Below are 16,661 nucleotides of genomic sequence, written 5' to 3'. Positions count from 1 at the left end.
CGGCGGTCGAGGTTCAGTCCTCGGCCGCCGCCAGTGCCAGTTCGCAGAACATCGCGTCGGCCCACGAGAACCACGGGCGCGAGAACTGCGCCGGGTCCTCGACGTCGAACGACTCGTGCATGTCGCCGGTCCCGCCGTCGGTCGCCACGAGCACGTCGAGCAGTTCCCGGCGACGCGCCGGCGACCCGGACACGAGCCCCTCGACCGCCAGGGCGATCGGCCACACCCGCTGCGGCACCGTGTGCGGGCTGCCGACGCCGGCCGCCGCGGTGCCGCTGAACCAGTACGGGTTGGCCGGTGACAGCACGAAGTCCCGCGTCGCCGCCCACACCGAGTCGTCGAGCACCGACGGCGCCGACAACGGCAGGGACAGCAGCGACGGGGTGTTCGCGTCGTCCATGAGCAGCACGCCGCCCAGCCCGTCGACCTCGTAGGCGTAGACGTCCTCGCCCGCCGGCCCGGGCACGACGCCGTGCTGCCGGACGCCGTCCTGGATGCTCGCGCGCAGCACGTCGGCGTCGTCCGCCAGGCCGGTGTCGGACCAGACGTCCCTGGCGATGGCGGCGACGGCGAGCAGCGCCTCGGCGGCGAACAGGTTCGCCGGCACGTTGTAGCCGTACGTGCAGGCGTCGTCCGACGGGCGGAACCCGCACCACGTCATGCCCGTCACCGCGATCGGGGTGCCGCGGCCGTCGCGCGCGAGGGTCTCGGTCGGGATCGCCCCGTCGCGGACGAACCGGTAGGCCGAGGCCTCGTGGTCCTGTTCGGCCCGCCACTGCGTGACGATCGTGCGGAACACCCGGTGGGCCCGCTCGTCGAGCACCGCGGTCGACCCGGTCGCCCGCCACAGCGCGTGCGCGAAGGTCACCGGGTAGGCCAGGCTGTCGACCTCGTACTTCTGCTCCCACACCAGCGGGTCGGCGTTCAGGTCGTCGGGGTCGTAGTGCGCGCCGTTCGGTTCGCGGTTGAACGAGTTCGCGTACGGGTCGTGCTCGATCAGCCGGAACTGCCGCCGCACCACCGCCCAGAGCAGCTCCGCGAGCGCCGGGTCGTCCGCCACGAACCGCAGGTACGGCGTCATCTGCGTCGTCGAGTCGCGGAGCCACATCGCCGGGATGTCCCCCGTGATCACGAAGGCGCCGTCGTCGTCGATCGAGATCGTGTCCCGCAGCGTGCGGACCAGCGCGCGCTCCACGCGGTCGCCGACCTCGGTGCCGACCGCGGCCCGGACCCGGTCGGCGGCCGCCACCAGCGTCGGCGTGATCTCCTCGAGCTGCGTCTGCGTCACGACACCCATCGCACTGACTCCTGTCCGTCGGTGACGCGGACGGTCCGCGTCGACCCGGGTGGATCGAGCACGTCGTCCGTCCAGCAGTCGAGTTCGAGCGGCCGTGCACCGAGCCGGAGACCAGCGTCCCACGTGCCGAGCGCATCGAGTCCGAGCGCGTACGCGGTGTCGACGGTCCCACCGGCGGGCACGTCGACCGTCACCAGGGCGAGTAGTCGTCGTCGCCGCGGACGGACACCGGGTTCACGCCGCCGCCCCCACAGGGGCACCGAGACCCGACGGAGTGCGTCCGACGTGTTGCGCACCGTCACCGGCACGGTCACCGTCCCCCCGGCCAGGAGGCGCACAGCAGTCACCGCGTCGCTCCCCTCCGCCAGGCGGACGTCCACCCCGTCACCCGGACCGGGCGCACCGGTCACGGTCGAGCGGCTGGTCACGTCGACGTAGCCCCGTGCCGTCTCGAGGCGCTCGTCGTGCGCCACGGGCAGGACGCCGTCGGCGCCGGGCCAGGTCGCGGGGAGTCGCCCCTCGGCCGGGGCACCGAACAACACGTCCGCGACGGCTCGACCGCCGGAGGGCCCCGGGAACGGCACGACGAGCACGCTGTCGGCCAGGGCGAGCACCTCGGTCAGGACCCGTGGTCGACCGTCGACGACGACCGCGACGACCGGCAGACCGCCCTCGCGGGCGGCGCGGAGCACGTCGAGCTGCGCCTCGGGCACGGCGATCGAGGCCAGGTCGACCCCCTCGCCGTTCGTGGTGTCCGGTGCCGGACCACTGACGGCGCCGTTGTCCTCGAAGCCGTCGTCGTACGCGCGACGACTCGAGCCGCCGAGCACCACCACCGCGACGTCGGCGCCGAGGAGCGCCGTGCGGACCGCGAGGAGCCCGTCGGGGCCCGGCAGGGGCTGTCGGAGCCCGCTGCCCCGGGTGGTGCGGATCCGGGCGGGGCCGAGCCGGGCCTCCAGGGCGGAGCGGACGGTGGACGCTCCGGGGTCGACGGGCGGCCTCGGGGGTGAGTAGTCGCCGAGCAGGGCGTCGACGTCGTCGGCGTTCGGGCCGACCACGGCGACGACGGCGTCGGGTGCGATCGCGGGCAGTGCACCACCCAGGGCGACCACGGCGCGGTGAGCGGCGCGTTCAGCGAGCGCGATGGTCGCGCGTTCCGGCGGCTCGGCGCGCGTCGGTGCTGGTGCTGGTGCTGGTGTCGTCGGTGGTGCCGGTGTCGTCGGTGGTGCCGGTGTCGGCGTCGCGAGCAGGCCGACGCGGCGCTTCAGGGCGAGCACGCGCTCCACCGCCTGGTCGAGGTCGTCGGTGCTGATCAGGCCCCGGTCCAGCGCCTCGTCGAGGTGCGCGTAGGCCTCGTCCCACAGGCTCAGGTCGACCCCGGCACGGAGCGCGAGCGCCGCCGCCGAGGCCGGGTCCGGGGTGACGTCGCGCAGCCGGTCGACGGCGGTGCCGTCGGCCATCACGAGCCCGTCCCAGCCCCAGGCGTCGCGGATCGTGGTGGTGAGCAGGTCGCGGTTGCCGCAGCACGGCACCCCGTCGACGTCGTTGTACGCCGCCATGAACCCGGCGACGTGTTCGCGTGCCGCGGCGAGGGCCGGCGGCAGGTGCACCTCGGCGAGCTCGCGGCGGCCGATCGGGGCACCGGAACCGTTCCGCCCACCGATGCCGGCACCCTGCCCGGCCAGGTGCTTCGCGACGACCGCGACGTGCCGGTCGTCGATCGGACCCGGACCGCCGCCCTGCATGCCCCGGACGGTGGCCGCGACCATGATCGCGGCGAGCCCGGCGTCCTCGGACCAGCACTCCTCGCTCCGGCCCCACCGGGGGTCGCGCAGGACGTCGAGCCCGGAGACGAGGGCGACGTGGGTGCCGCGGGCGCTGACCTCGGCGGCGACAGCGGCCGCGAGGTCTTCGACGAGCTGCTCGTCCATCGCGGTGCCGAGCGCGAGGTTCACCGGCACCGTCGTGCCGCCGAGGGCCTGCAGCCCGTGCGGGACCTCTTCCACGAAGAGCGTGGGGACGCCGCCGTCACTGTGTGCGACGACGTGGTCCTGCACGGCGGCGTAGGCCTCGGCGGAGCGTTCGGGTGGGATGCCGTTGCCCCAGTGCACACCGGACCAGGGGTCGGCGCGGAGCACGCCGTAGACCGCGCCGATGCCGCCCCACCGGTCGACCTCGGCGCGCAGGACGTCGGTGATCCGCGGGCGACCGTCGACCCAGCGGATGGCCTCCCAGCCCTTCAGGCGCTGGTTGAGCTGGCCGATGCGGGCGCGGACGTCGAGGCTGGTCGCGGTCTGGCGCCCGGTCGAGTGCTCGGTTGGGTGCTCGGTCGGGTGCTCGCTCATCCCTTGATCGCTCCGGAGACCAGGGCACGCTGCATCTGGCGCTGCAGGATCGAGTACACGAGGTACACCGGCAACAGTGTGAACAGCGTGCCGGCCATGAGCATCCCGTAGTCGGTGCCGGCGTCGACCTTCAGCGTCGGGAGCGCCACCTGGATCGTCCGCTGCGCAGTGTCCGGCCCGATGAGCACCAGGGCGTACAGGTACTCGTTCCAGAACGACAGGAAGTTCAGCAGCAGCACCGTGGCGATGCCCGGGATGCAGATCGGCAGGTACACCTGGCGCATCACCTGCCACGCCGAGGCGCCGTCCATCGACGCCGCCTCTTCCAGCTCGCGCGGGATCGTCCGCATGAACTGCGTCAGGATCACGACGGCCAGGGGCATCGCGGTCGCCGGCAGCAGGAGCACGAGGAACGTCCGGGTGTGGAACAGCCCCATCCCGGCGGCGAGCAGGAACGTCGGGAACAGCGCCGCGAACGACGGGATGAGGAACCCGAGCGAGAACAGTCCCTCGACGATCCGTCCGGCGCGGCCGGTGGCCCGGGCGAGGGCGAACGACGCCGGCAGCGCGAGGACGAGGGTCAGCACGAGGGCCGCCACCGTCGTGATCGCCGAGTTCGCGATGGCCGGTCCGAGCGAAGCCTGGCGGATCGCCTCGGTGAAGTTCGACAGGTCCCACGACGCGGGCAGCGCCAACGGGGACTCGAAGATGCCGTCGTTGTCCTTGAACGACGACACCACGAAGTAGTAGAAGGGCAGGATCAGCAGGGCGGCGTAGATCCACGCCACGGTGCCGCTCGTGATAGAGCCGATCCGGTCACGCAGCCGGATGCCGGCGGTGGGTTTCGCCATGGTGGTCTCCCGGGGTCTGTCGGTCAGGGGCGGGCGGTCAGTGGGTCTTGCGCAGGACGCGGCGGATGACGAACATCCCGGCGAGTCCGAGCACGAACAGGACGACGCCGACGGCCTGGCTGTAGCCGAGGTCGGTGTCGACGAACGCCTTCTGGTACACGAGGTACGACAGCGTCGTGGTCGCGGTGCCCGGGCCGCCCTGGGTCAGCAGGAGCACGTTCTGCGCCGAGCTGAAGAGCATCGACAGGAACTGCAGCATCGCCACGACCCCGATGAAGTCGCGGGCGATCGGCCAGTACACACCCCATGCCAGCCGCCACGATCCGGCGCCGTCCATGCGCGCGGCCTGCACGACCTCGGTGTCGACGCCGTCGAGCCGGCTCGCGATGAGCACCGCCGAGTACCCGATGCCGGCCCACAGGTCGACGACGATGAGTGCGCCGAGGGCGGTCGCGGGGTCGGCCAGCCAGGCCTTGCCGCCGATGCCGAGCGTCGCGAGCACCCCGTTGACCAGACCGTCGGGGTTGAGCATCGCGTAGAACATCATCGCCGTGGCCGGTGCCGAGATGAGCGCCGGGATGAAGAGCAGGTAGCGGAGCACCTTGTGCCCGCGCGGCTTCTGCACGACGTGGAAGGCGAGCAGGAACGCCAGCACGATCATGATCGGCAGCCCCACCACGATCTGCACCGTGCTGTTCCGGACCGCGGCCCAGAACGTCTCGTCGGAGAACAGCACCCGGAAGTTGTCGAGCCCCGCGAACGTCGGCGAGACGAGCATGCCGGGCCAACTCAGGAAGGCGATCACGATCATCGCGACGACCGGCCCGATCATGAACAGGCCGTACCAGACCAGCGCCGGGATCGCGAAGGTCGGGAAGCTGCCGCGGCTGCTGCCGACGGCGCGGGATCCGCGGCGGGCGGGCCCGGACGGGGTCGACGCCGACCGGACGGGTGGTTCCTCGACGAGCACTGCCATGGGGAGCTCCTTCTCGCAGGGTCGGGTGGGTCAGGCGGCCGTGTAGGCGCGCTCGAAGAGGTCGATGATGCGGTCGGCCGAGGTTCCCGAGCCGTACGCCAGGCTGGTCGCGCGGATCATCGGCTCGTACGCCGAGTCGGGCACGAGCAGGTCGGGCAGCATCACCGGGGTGACCTGGTCGTCGGTGAGCTTCGACGCCTGGGCGACGAGCGGGAAGTCGCGGCTGACGGTGTCGGTGATCCGGCTCATGTCACGGCCGGAGTCGAGGACGAACTCGGTCGTCACGGCCGACGAGTACAGGTACTGCACGAACGGCTTGATGAGGTCGAGCTTCGCCCGGCCGTTCTCGCTGATCCAGATGCCGTGCCCGTTGTAGCTCTTGATGACGCTCGGGTGCGCGATGGCGGCGTGCTGCGAGGGGACCGGCCAGCCACCCACCGTCACCTCCTTCGCGCGTTCCTTCGACACCAGTGCCAGGGCGGAGGACATCGCGGGGACGATCGCGGCCTTGCGGGTGGTGAACTGCGTCAGTTCGGAGTCCGACGTGAAGCCCTGCACCGAGTCCACGAAGACCCCGGCGTCCCGGAGCTCGACGAAGTGCTCGACGCCGCGGACCGCACCGGCGCTCTCCGAGATCCTGCCCGTGGAGAAGACCTTCGCCGCTTCGTCCCGAGACACGAACCCCTGGATCACCTGCATGAGGAGCTTCTGCCCGCTCCAGTCCGACCCACCGACGGTGACCGGCCCGATGCCGGCGGAGCGCAGGCGGTCGGCAGCGGCGATGAGCGCGTCCGAGGTCGTCGGGATCTCGCTGACACCGGCCTGTTCGAGCAGCGCCGTGTTGAACGACACCGGCCAGTTCGTCCGGGTGAACGGGAACGCCCGGAGCCGGCCCTGGTCGTCGGTCCACTCCTCGAGCGCCTCGGGGATGATCTTGTCGCGCAGGCCCCACTCGTCGAGGTAGCGGGAGACGTCGATCGTGGCGTCCTCACCCGTCCAGGACAACGTCCGCCCGACCATGTTCACGATCGCGACGTCGGCTTCCTTGCCGGCGAGGGAACTCGTCTCGAAGACGATCGGCAGGTCGGACCCGTTCGAGAGCAGGGCGACCTTGCGGTCCGTGCGACGACGGTAGGCGGCGACGACGTCCGTGAACGTCTGCGCGCCGGCGACCGCGCCGCTGAGCTGGGTGTGCACGCTCAGCGTGCCGGGGCCGCTCGAGGCCGGGGTGAGGGCGCTGCACCCGGCCAGGATCGGCGCGAGGATGCCGGCGCCGAGCCCGGCTCCGATGAGGGTGCGCCTACTGATGCCGTCCGTCACGGTGCCTCCCTGGCAGTGGATGGTGGAGCGATCGCGATGCATTTGGTACAGCGGTGTACTTCAGGTGACGAGCAACGTATACCGCTTTACACGGGGTGGTCAAGCCTCTACGCTCGACGGCATGAGCGACACCACCGCCGGAGCCGTCGACCGACGCCGCGTGACCATCGCGCAGGTCGCCAAGCGCGCCGGCGTCTCGACCTCGGCGGTCTCGCACGTCTTCAACGGGCGGCCGAACGTGTCCGCCGCCACCGCGACCCGCATCCGCAAGGCCGCCGACGACCTGAACTGGCGGCCGAACCTGGCGAGCCGCAAGCTCTCCGGCAACGCGGGTCGCAGTCTGGGGCTGGTCCTCGCCCGCTCGCGCGACACCTTCCAGCGCGACCCGTTCACCATGCGGCTGATCGCTGGGCTGACCGAACCCCTCGCCGCGATCGGCTGGTCGCTGTCCGTCACCCTCGTGCAGGCCGACGACGAAGCCGCCGTCTACCGGCAGTGGTGGACCGAGCAGCGGGTCGACGGCTTCCTGCTCGTCGACGTCCGCACCGACGACCCCCGCATCCCGATGCTGCAGCACCTGGCGGCCCCGGCCGTCATGCTCGGCGCACCGATCCCCGGCAGCACCGTCCCGGCGGTCACGGTGGGCGACGCCGACGCGACCGAGTCCTTGCTCGACCACCTCGGTTCGCTCGGGCACCGCCGGATCGCCCGCGTCGGGGACGGCCCGGCACTCGCGCACACCGGCGCCCGCGACACCCGCTTCACCGCCGCAGCAGCACGTCGGGGCGTGGACGCGCTCGTGCTCGGGTGGCGAGCCGACGCCGAGGACCCGGTGGCCGACCTGCTCGCCCGACTCGACCGTGCCACCGCGATCGTCCTGGACGGCGAGGCGATCGCGGCCGAGGTGATCGCGCACGCCCCCGAGCTCGGCGTCCGCGTGCCCGAGGACCTGTCCGTCGTCGCGTGGGAGGACTCGTGGGTCTCGTCGATCGTGCGCCCGTCGCTGACCGCCCTCGACGCCCCCGTCGAGGAGTCCGCCCGCACCGCCGTCGCCCTGGTCGAACGACTCGTCCGCGGCGACGAGGTCACCGATGCCGAGGTCGGTGGGCGCGCCCTGCACGTCCGCGGCTCGACCGGCCCCGCCCCAGCCGCCGCCACCGTTCCCTGACCGAAGGAGACCGATGACCACCGCCACGCGCTTCGGCGTGAACTACGTGCCCTCGACCGACTGGATGTTCCAGTGGCAGTCGGTGGAGGAATCAGCGATCCGCCGCGACCTCGAGGCGATCGCCACCCTCGGCCTCGACCACGTCCGGCTGTTCCCGCTGTGGCCGACCCTGCAGCCGAACCGCACGCTCATCCGCCGACGGGCCCTCGACGACGTGGCCCTGGTGGTCGACATCGCCGCCGAGTTCGGGCTGGACGCCAGTGTCGACGTCGTCCAGGGGCACATGTCCGGCTTCGACTTCGTTCCCGCGTGGCTCGTGAACTGGCACGACGGCAACATGTTCACCGACCAGCCGGCGATCGACGCGCAGGCCGCCCTGGTCGCCGCCGTGTACGACGCGGTGCGCGACCGCCCGAACTTCACCGGGCTGACCCTGGGCAACGAGCTCAACCAGTTCCAGCCGCCGAACCCCGCCGCGATGCCCGCCGACACCGCGCAGGTGACGCACTGGCTCGAGTCCCTGCTCGGCGCACCCCGCGACAAGGACCCGCGGCACGTCGTCACGCACTCCGAGAACGACCACCTCTGGTACCGCGACGGCCACCCGTTCGTGCCGGCGCACGCCAGCCGGCTCGGAGACGTCACGACCGTGCACTCCTGGATCTTCAACGGGGTGGCCGGTCGGTACGGCGCACTCTCCGACGAATCCGTCCGGCACGCCGAGTGGATGATCGAGCTCGCCCGCGCCTTCGCCACCGACCTCGAGCGACCCGTCTGGCTGCAGGAAGTCGGGGCGCCCGACCGGCACCTCGCCGAGTCCGAGATGCCCGAGTTCCTCGAGCGCACGGTCGGCGCGGCCCTCACCACCGAACGCCTGCACGCGGTCACGTGGTGGTGCTCCCACGACGTCTCCCGCGACCTGGGCGACTTCAAGGACCTGGAGTACTCGCTCGGCCTGCTCGACGTCGACAACCGCGTGAAGCCACTCGGCCGGCGCTACGCCGAGGTCGTCGCCGACGCACGGCGCTCCGCCCCGATCCCGACCCCGCGGACGAGTGCCGTCGTGGTCGACGTCGACGAGGCCGACCTGCCGATCCGTCGGGCGGACCTGGCACCGGGCGGCCCCGTCTTCGAGCGCTGGCACCGCCTGCGCGCCGCCGGCGAGGCCGTGACCGTCGTGACGAGCCGGACCGCAGCCGACCCCGCGGCGCTGACGGCACGGGGTGTGACCCGGATCGTGGAGACCGCAGCGGTCTGACGGGGCCGAGCCGGGCCTCCTGGCCGTGGACCGGGACCGTCACCGAGCCCGCGATCCGGGCGTACCGTGACTGCCGATCCACACAGGAAGCCGCTCCTGAGCAACCGAGCACTTGCGGCAGATGTAACTTTGCAGGCAGCGCAAAAATCGTTTCGCCAGCGCATCGGTACCGGGAGACCCTGCTCATGACCCAGACGGCGACCGCACCCGCGGCCCCCACCACGGCGTCCAACGTCGTGATGAACCACCGACAGATCCTGTTGGTGATCTACGGCCTGATGGCCGGGATGTTCCTCGGAGCCCTCGACCAGACGATCGTCGGCACCGCGATCCGCACCATCGGTGACGACCTGCACGGCCTCGACCAGCAGGCGTGGGTCACCACCGGGTACCTGATCGCCTCGACCGTGACGACGCCGATCTACGGCAAGCTCTCCGACATCTTCGGTCGGCGGCCGCTGTTCATCACGGCGATCGGCATCTTCATCGTCGGCTCGTTCGCGGCGTCGTTCTCGACCTCGATGCTCATGCTCGCCGGGTTCCGTGCGCTGCAGGGTCTCGGTGCCGGTGGCCTGATGTCCCTGCCGCTGGCGATCATGGGCGACATGCTCGCGCCCCGCGAGCGGGCGAAGTACCAGGGCTACTTCCTGGCCGTCTTCGGCATCTCGTCCGTGATCGGTCCGCTCGTCGGTGGCGTCTTCGCCGGTGCGAGCGAGCTGCTGTTCATCTCCGGCTGGCGCTGGGTGTTCCTGATCAACGTGCCGATCGGCGTCATCGCGCTGTTCATGGTGCTGACGTTCCTGCACCTGCCGAAGTTCGGTGACCGTGGCAAGCCCCGGATCGACTGGTGGGGTGCGACGCTCGTCATCGTCACCCTCGTGCCGTTGCTGCTCATCGCCGAACAGGGTCGCGAGTGGGGCTGGAGCTCCCCCGGCGCCTTCGCCTGCTACGGCATCGGTGCAGCCGGTCTGATCGCGTTCATCATCGTCGAACGGGCGATGGGCAGCGACGCGATCCTGCCGATGAAGCTGTTCGGCTCGCGGGTGTTCTCGATGTCCGCGATCCTGTCCGTGCTCGTCGGCTTCGGCATGTTCGGCGCGATGCTGACCATCCCGCTGTACCTGCAGATCGTGAAGGGCGTCACCCCGACCGAGTCCGGGTTCGCGATGCTCCCGATGGTGCTCGGTCTGATGATCTCGTCGATCGCCTCGGGCCAGATCATCTCGCGGACCGGCAACTACCAGGTCTTCCCGATCACGGGCACGGCGTTCACGGCCATCGGCTTCACAGTCCTGACCTTCCTGACCGCCGACCGCCCCCTCTGGTTCCTGATGCTCGGCATGTTCGGCATCGGCCTCGGGCTCGGGCAGCTCATGCAGACGCTGACCCTCGCGGCGCAGAACTCGGTGTCCCCTCGCGACATCGGCGTCGCCACCAGCGCCGCGACGTTCTTCCGGCAGATCGGCGGAACCATGGGCACCGCCGTGCTGCTGTCCGTCCTGTTCACCCTGATGCCGACGAACATCACCGCGGCGATGCAGAACGAGCCCGACTTGAAGAGCGCCCTCAACGCCGCACTCACCCCCTCGGTCGCGAACGCCTCCGAGAACAAGGGCGTGATGGACCAGATCTGGACGAAGATCGTCGATCCCGTGCAGAAGAACGTGCAGGACGGCCTGAACGAGGGCGCCGTGCAGGCCAAGGAAGCCGCCGACGCCGCCGTCACGAAGCAGGTCACGGCCGCCGTGCAGCAGCAGGTCGCGGCCGGCAAGCTCCCCGCTGCCGCAGCCGACACCGTCATCGCCCAGCAGGTCGACGACGCCAAGCCGGCCGCGGAGCAGCAGGCCCTCGAGACGGCTGCGGCCAAGGCCAACGCGACCGTCGTCGACGGCACCCTGCAGGTCGACTACTCGGACAAGGCACAACGCGAGAACGTCGTGGACCAGGTGGCCCCGACGCTCATCAAGCAGCTGAAGAGCGGCGACTCGAGTGCGAGTTCGTCCGGTTCCGCGGCGACGAGTGACACCTCGTTCCTGAACGGCGCGGACAAGCGACTCACCCGTCCGTTCCTGGTCGGCTTCAGCGACTCGGCCGTCCGCGTGTACTACGTCGGTCTCGCGGTGATCCTGCTCGCATTCGTGCTCACCTGGTTCTTCCGGGTGCCGCCGCTGCGCAAGACGTCGGCGCTGCAGGAGCAGGCGGACGCCGCACGGACCGCTGACGCCGACGCTGCGGCAGCCGGTGCGGCCGGCGCCGGATCGGGTTCGGCTGCGATCGCGTCGTCGGACTCGGTGCCGACCTCGCCCGACGTGCCCGCCCAGCCCCGGTCAGCACGCGCGGCCGGATCGTCAGACGTGTCGGTGCTGCCGAACGACGTGCTGCCGAACGACGTGCCGCCGAACGACGTCGCCACGGACGGCACCCGCGCGCCGCTGCCCGACGCCACGACGCACGGCGCCCACTCGGCGGCTGCGCCGGTCGACGAGCCCCCGACGACGACCGGTGCCATCCGGACCCGGGCTGCGCACGCTGCCCCGGTGGTGGACGCCGGCGCCCCTGCGACCGGGGACGACGCTGCGGAGGCGAGTCGCGCCTCCCGGCTGGACGACGCGGACGACGCGCACCCGCACGGGCGGCACTCGGCCGAGTAGACGCAGGCGCGGGCGCAGGTCGGCCCTGCCGACTCGGAACGACAAGGTCGACGTCGCACGACGTCGACCTTGTCGTTTCCGCGCGCGTGCAACTGTTGCGGGCGCGCGGTTGCGTCGTCCTCGATGTCGTACGACGTCGAGGATGTCGCACTGCACGGCGCGCCCTCGGTAGGTGTGCATGTTCCGACAGAACGCGCGTCGATCACCTCGTGGAACGTCGCAGCATGCACCCGCATCGTGTGCGTGTGCATGTTCCGACGGAACACGCGTCGATCACCTCGTGGAACGTCGCACGATGCACCTGCATGCACCCACGCGAGGCCGCCGCCGCCCGCGCGCGGCCACCACTTGCGCGCACCCGAGCATGCACCTACGCGCCACCGCCGCCGCCGCGCCCGTCAGCCCGCGGGCACCTCGCCCGCACGACCACCCGGCCCCGCATCCGCCACCTCGAACGAGGCCGCCGGCAACCGCTTCCGCATGACCTCGACCGCGGCGGGGTTGTCGTCGACGAGCACGTACCGCCGCCGGAGCGCCGACGCCACCGCGCCGGTCGTCCCGCTGCCGGCGAAGAAGTCGAGCACCCAGTCGCCCTCGCGCGACGACGCCTGCACGATCCGCCGCAGCACGCCCTCGGGCTTCTGCGTCGGGTAGCCCGTCTTCTCCTTGCCGGTCGGCGACACGATCGTGTGCCACCAGACGTCGGTGGGCAGCTTGCCGCGCTCGCGCTTCTCCGCGGTGACGAGCCCCGGCGCCATGTAGGGCTCGCGGTCGACCGCCGACGAGTCGAACCAGTACTGCGACGGGTCCTTCACGTAGACCAGGATCGTGTCGTGCTTGGTCGGCCACCGCGACTTGGACTTGGCGCCGTAGTCGTAGGCCCAGACGATCTCGTTCAGGAACGACTCGCGGCCGAACAGCGCGTCGAGCAGGACCTTCGCGTAGTGCGACTCGCGGTAGTCGAGGTGCAGGTACAGGGTGCCGTCGCTGGTGAGGAGTCGCCAGGCCTCGATCAGCCGGGGCTCGAGGAACGTCCAGTAGTCCTCGAACCGGTCGTCGAACCGCATCAGGTCACCGCGGACGCGCTCGTAGGTCCGTCCGTGGAACCCCATAACCGGCCCGTCGGCGCTCGGCACCGCAGACGAAGCATGCCGCCGCTGGTACCGCCCCGTGTTGAACGGCGGGTCGAGGTACACGAGGGTGAACATGCCGTCGGCGAGCGCCGGGGTCACGTCGAGGGCGTCGCCGAGGACGATTCGGTCCGGGCCTCGGTCGTCTCCCGTGTGCACGGGACCATTCTGGCGCACGGACCGCAGCCGGCGGCGACGCACCGGTCCCCGCGCAGCCACCGCAGCCACCGCAGCCACCGCAGCCAGCGCAGCAAGCGCAGCCAGCGAAGCCAGCGGCGACTCGGCCTCGCGGCGTAGCCTCGGCGCATGGCAGCACCCGAGGTCCGCAACGACACCGACGAGCAGCAGTACTCCCTGGTCGAGGACGGCGAGGTCATCGGCCTCGCTGCGTACGAGGTCGACGGCGACGAGATCCGCTTCGTCCACACCGAGGTCGACCCGTCGCACCGCGGCGGCGGGCACGCGTCGATCCTCGTGCAGCACGCGCTCGACGACGTGCGCGCGAACTCGTCACGACGGGTCGTCGCGCAGTGCAGCTACGTGCACGCGTGGATCGAGCGGCACCCGGACTACCAGGAACTCACGACGCGCTGACGCGCACGGCGAGCGGCCGGTGACCGCCGTCCGGTCAGTACGACCGGTCGTGCGTTCCGAGTCGCGCTTCGTGCCGACCGGCGCTCCGCACCGTCGGCACCTTGATGAGCACGCTGCCGCTGAGCAGGTCGTGGTCGTCGTCCGCCGGTGACGGTGCCTCCTTCGGGAGGCGCGACTGCCGTTCGTACTCGGCCCCCGTCTCGTGGCGGGTCGGCGCGAACACCTCGTCCAGCATCCCGCCGATGCCTCCGGATCCGCCGCTGCGCGTGGACTTGTTCGACAGGTCGATCCACCCCACGCGATCGGCGATCCACACCACGACGCCCACGGCGGCCACCGCCCCCAGGAAGATCAACCAGTTCACGCGAGCGACGCTACGTGGACGATCCGGCCACGACATCAGCCGCGCGGGGGATTCTCATGATCCGCACGTGTGGTTCATGGAGTCGGTCGTCACACTGGTCGAGCGGCGGCCGGAGCGTCCCCCCTCTGCTCCGGCCGCCCACCACGAGCCCGCTCAGGGCACCCGCTCGAGCCACTCCTTCGTCGCGAACTTCGTCCGCACCAGCTCCTGCGCCTTCTCGCGCTCGGCATCGGTCACCGCGCCGGGAGTCGCCCCGTACAGCTTCGTGAACGTGCCGACGAGCCGGTCGATGATCTCGGCGCGGGACAGCCCGGTCTGCGAGCGCAGCGGGTCCACGCGCTTCGCGGCCGACGTCGTCCCCTTGTCGCTCATCTTCTCGCGCCCGATCCGCAGCACCTGGACCATCTTCTCGCCGTCCATGTCGTAGCTCATGGTGGCGTGGTGGAGCAGTGATCCGGTGCCGAGGCGCTTCTGCGCGGCGCCGCCGATCTTGCCCTTGGTCGAGGTGATGTCGTTGAGCGGCTGGTAGTACGCGTCGATGCCGAGGGACTTGAGCGCCTCGATCACCCACTCGTCCAGGTAGGCGTAGGAGTCCGCGAACGTCATGCCCTGCACGAGGTCGGCGGGGACGTAGAGCGAGTACGAGATGATCGCGCCGGCGTCCATGAACATCGCGCCGCCACCGGAGATCCGCCGCACCACCTGCACGCCGAACTTCTCGGCGCCGGCCGGGTCGACCTCGTTCTTCAGCGACTGGAACGACCCGATGACGACCGCGGGCTGGTCCCACTCCCAGATGCGCAGGGTCGGACCGCGGCGTCCGGCGCCGACTTCTTCGGTCAGCACCTGGTCGAGTGCGAGGTGCTCGTTCGGGCTGATCGGGCCCTCGTGGATGATCTGCCAGTCGTAGTCCTGCCACGACGATGCACGGGACAACGCGCGGCGGACGGCGACCCCGACGGACTCGGGAGTGAAGCCGAGCAGCACGGCGTCGGCCGGGAGCGCGGCACGGACGGCCGCGGCGATGCCGGCGGCGTCGGTCGTCGCAGGCAGCCCGTTGACGGCCGCATCGATGAGCGGCAGCGCGTCGTCGGGTTCGAGGAAGAAGTCGCCGGCGAGCCGGAACTCCTGGATGTCCCCGTCGACCACGTCGAGGTCGACGACGACCAGTTTTCCGCCTGGGACCTTGTACTCACCGTGCACGCGTCGAGCCTACGCCCGCGCGGGCAGGTCCTTCTCGAGGTACTCGGACGCCTCACGGACCGTCACCCGCTGGTCATCGTCGTCGACGTACGTGTACTCGTACTCCTCGATCTCGCCTGCGGGGGCGTACCCCTGCCGTTGGTAGAGCCGCCGTGCGTCGGGGTTGTCGAGCGCGACTCCGATCCGCAGCACGCCCCGGTCTGTGGCCAGCGCCTCGGCCGCCGCGATGAGGCGGGTCCCGACACCCTGACCTCTCCGGTCCGCGTCGACGCGGAGGTTCCGGAGCTCGGGCCGGGCATCAGCGGTCACCTCGCCCGAGCCGACCGGCACCCCGTCGATCCACGCGACCAGGACGGTCTGCTCGCCGCGCGTCTGGGCCGCGAACGCAGGGCGCACGTACTGCCTCGCCGCGGGCTCGCGCCGCTCGACTGCCTCGACCGATGCCAGGTCGAGGACCGCGACGGTCACCTCGTCCACGTCACTCCGGTCGTCATCCGCATCCGTGTGCCGGACGGGAGGCCCGTGGCGGGCCCGCCACGGGCCTCCCGTCCGCACCGTCGCCCGCCCACACCGCGCCCCGTCAGTTCTCTCGTCGTCGCCTCAACGACGCGCCGTCACCCGGTCCAGCCATGCGACCAGGTCGGCCACGACCTCGTCGCGGTTCGTCTCGTTGTAGACCTCGTGCCGCGCCCCCTCGTAGACCTGCACCGTGACGTCGGACAGTCGTCCGCGCCGCCGGTAGGCCTGTGCCAGCCGCTCGACCGACCGCGGCCCACCGAGGGCGTCGTCGGACCCGACCTGCAGCAGCATCGGCAGGTCGTGCGGGATCCCTCGCCGCGGGACCCCGAGCAGCCGGAGCGTGTCGGGCAGGCCGAACAGGCCGATGACGTCGGCCTCGACGGCGAGCGGGTCGACGGACATCGCGTCGATGATCTTCCGGTCGCGGGTGAGCCACTCGTACTTGGTCGGACCGGAGCCTGCATGCCGCGCGTTGAGGTCGCCGCTGTTCATCCAGCCGGGCAGCCGGTAGGCGGTGGCGGAGAGCACGACCCCGTCGTACGACTCCGACGCGGTGTTCACGATCCGCTGCGCCATGAGGGAGCCCCACGAGTGCCCGAGCAGCACCAGCGGCACGCCGGGGGTGTCCGCACGGGCGACCTCCCCCATCTGCTCGACGGCGGCGATCGCGGCGCGCAGGCCGCCGGGTCCGAGCCGTCCGAGCTTGGCGTGGTCGCCGTCCCACTGGCCGAGGCCGGTGCGCCCGTGCCCGCGGTGGTCGTTCGCGTGCACGGTGTACCCGGCGCGGACGAGGTCCTGCGCCAGGGGCTCGTACCGCAGCCCGTGTTCGCCGACGCCGTGCGCGATCTGCACGATGCCCTTGGGGCGCGCCGCTCGCCAGGTCGAGTAGACGATCTCGACGCCGTGGGCGTCGGTGAACGAGGCGTCGCCTCGCGCTGCGGAGAAGGTGGGCACGTGAACATCCTCGCAGACAGGCACCCCCACG

General features: G+C 71.3%; 14 protein-coding genes. 4 read left to right on the top strand and 10 right to left on the bottom strand.

What is annotated here, in order from left to right:
- Positions 1-13: 13 nt before the first annotated feature.
- The 5 genes from ABH929_RS05690 to ABH929_RS05670 are packed head-to-tail and all read right to left on the bottom strand — an operon-like array spanning position 14 to position 6,789.
- A complete protein-coding gene (locus ABH929_RS05690) occupies positions 14-1,288 on the bottom strand; it encodes a glycoside hydrolase family 125 protein (protein ID WP_404560437.1) in 1,275 nt (424 codons plus the stop codon).
- Positions 1,285-3,642 (bottom strand): glycoside hydrolase family 3 protein, encoded by a 2,358-nt coding sequence (locus tag ABH929_RS05685; RefSeq protein ID WP_263091617.1) that lies wholly within the window; start codon positions 3,640-3,642, stop codon positions 1,285-1,287. The genes ABH929_RS05690 and ABH929_RS05685 overlap by 4 nt, the downstream gene beginning before the upstream one ends.
- Positions 3,639-4,493 carry a carbohydrate ABC transporter permease gene (locus tag ABH929_RS05680; protein ID WP_123293697.1) on the bottom strand — a complete coding sequence of 285 codons (855 nt, stop codon included), beginning with the start codon at positions 4,491-4,493 and terminating at the stop codon, positions 3,639-3,641. The genes ABH929_RS05685 and ABH929_RS05680 overlap by 4 nt, the downstream gene beginning before the upstream one ends.
- Before the next feature lie 37 nt (positions 4,494-4,530).
- Entirely contained in the window at positions 4,531-5,469 is a 939-nt protein-coding gene (locus tag ABH929_RS05675; RefSeq protein WP_263091618.1) for a carbohydrate ABC transporter permease, read from the bottom strand.
- Between the two features lie 30 nt (positions 5,470-5,499).
- Entirely contained in the window at positions 5,500-6,789 is a 1,290-nt protein-coding gene (locus ABH929_RS05670; RefSeq protein WP_263091619.1) for an ABC transporter substrate-binding protein, read from the bottom strand.
- Positions 6,790-6,910: 121 nt separating this feature from the next.
- Between ABH929_RS05670 and ABH929_RS05665 the strand changes: the two genes are divergently transcribed.
- The 3 genes from ABH929_RS05665 to ABH929_RS05655 all read left to right on the top strand — a co-directional run bounded on the left by ABH929_RS05665 (position 6,911) and on the right by ABH929_RS05655 (position 11,866).
- Entirely contained in the window at positions 6,911-7,957 is a 1,047-nt protein-coding gene (locus tag ABH929_RS05665) for a LacI family DNA-binding transcriptional regulator (RefSeq protein ID WP_263091620.1), read from the top strand.
- A 13-nt stretch (positions 7,958-7,970) separates the two neighbouring features.
- Positions 7,971-9,215, top strand: coding sequence for a glycosyl hydrolase (locus ABH929_RS05660; protein WP_404560436.1), 1,245 nt, complete (start codon positions 7,971-7,973; stop codon positions 9,213-9,215).
- Positions 9,216-9,400: 185 nt separating this feature from the next.
- A complete protein-coding gene (locus tag ABH929_RS05655; RefSeq protein ID WP_374114443.1) occupies positions 9,401-11,866 on the top strand; it encodes a DHA2 family efflux MFS transporter permease subunit in 2,466 nt (821 codons plus the stop codon).
- Positions 11,867-12,264: 398 nt separating this feature from the next.
- Here ABH929_RS05655 and ABH929_RS05650 read toward each other — a convergent pair whose 3' ends face one another.
- Complete coding sequence (locus ABH929_RS05650; RefSeq protein ID WP_404560435.1) at positions 12,265-13,155, bottom strand: DNA-methyltransferase; 891 nt, start codon at positions 13,153-13,155, stop codon at positions 12,265-12,267.
- Between the two features lie 147 nt (positions 13,156-13,302).
- On the opposite strand from ABH929_RS05650, the gene ABH929_RS05645 reads away from it, so the two are divergent.
- Complete coding sequence (locus ABH929_RS05645) at positions 13,303-13,590, top strand: GNAT family N-acetyltransferase (protein ID WP_404560434.1); 288 nt, start codon at positions 13,303-13,305, stop codon at positions 13,588-13,590.
- Positions 13,591-13,624: 34 nt separating this feature from the next.
- On the opposite strand, the gene ABH929_RS05640 is transcribed toward ABH929_RS05645, so the two are convergent.
- The 4 genes from ABH929_RS05640 to ABH929_RS05625 all read right to left on the bottom strand — a co-directional run bounded on the left by ABH929_RS05640 (position 13,625) and on the right by ABH929_RS05625 (position 16,630).
- The gene (locus tag ABH929_RS05640) at positions 13,625-13,954 is read right to left on the bottom strand and encodes a hypothetical protein (protein ID WP_404560433.1); all 330 of its coding nucleotides are present in this window, start codon (positions 13,952-13,954) and stop codon (positions 13,625-13,627) included.
- Positions 13,955-14,107: 153 nt separating this feature from the next.
- Positions 14,108-15,157 (bottom strand): biotin/lipoate A/B protein ligase family protein, encoded by a 1,050-nt coding sequence (locus tag ABH929_RS05635; protein ID WP_263091623.1) that lies wholly within the window; start codon positions 15,155-15,157, stop codon positions 14,108-14,110.
- Between the two features lie 9 nt (positions 15,158-15,166).
- Positions 15,167-15,634, bottom strand: a complete 468-nt coding sequence (locus ABH929_RS05630; RefSeq protein WP_404560432.1) for a GNAT family N-acetyltransferase — start codon at positions 15,632-15,634, stop codon at positions 15,167-15,169.
- 123 nt (positions 15,635-15,757) lie between these two features.
- On the bottom strand, positions 15,758-16,630 hold the full coding sequence (locus ABH929_RS05625; RefSeq protein WP_263091625.1) for an alpha/beta hydrolase: 873 nt from the start codon (positions 16,628-16,630) through the stop codon (positions 15,758-15,760).
- Positions 16,631-16,661: the final 31 nt, after the last annotated feature.

Source organism: Curtobacterium sp. AB7, assembly GCF_044909335.1.
GTDB lineage: Bacteria > Actinomycetota > Actinomycetes > Actinomycetales > Microbacteriaceae > Curtobacterium.
This window is presented reverse-complemented; position numbering and strand designations above follow the sequence as displayed.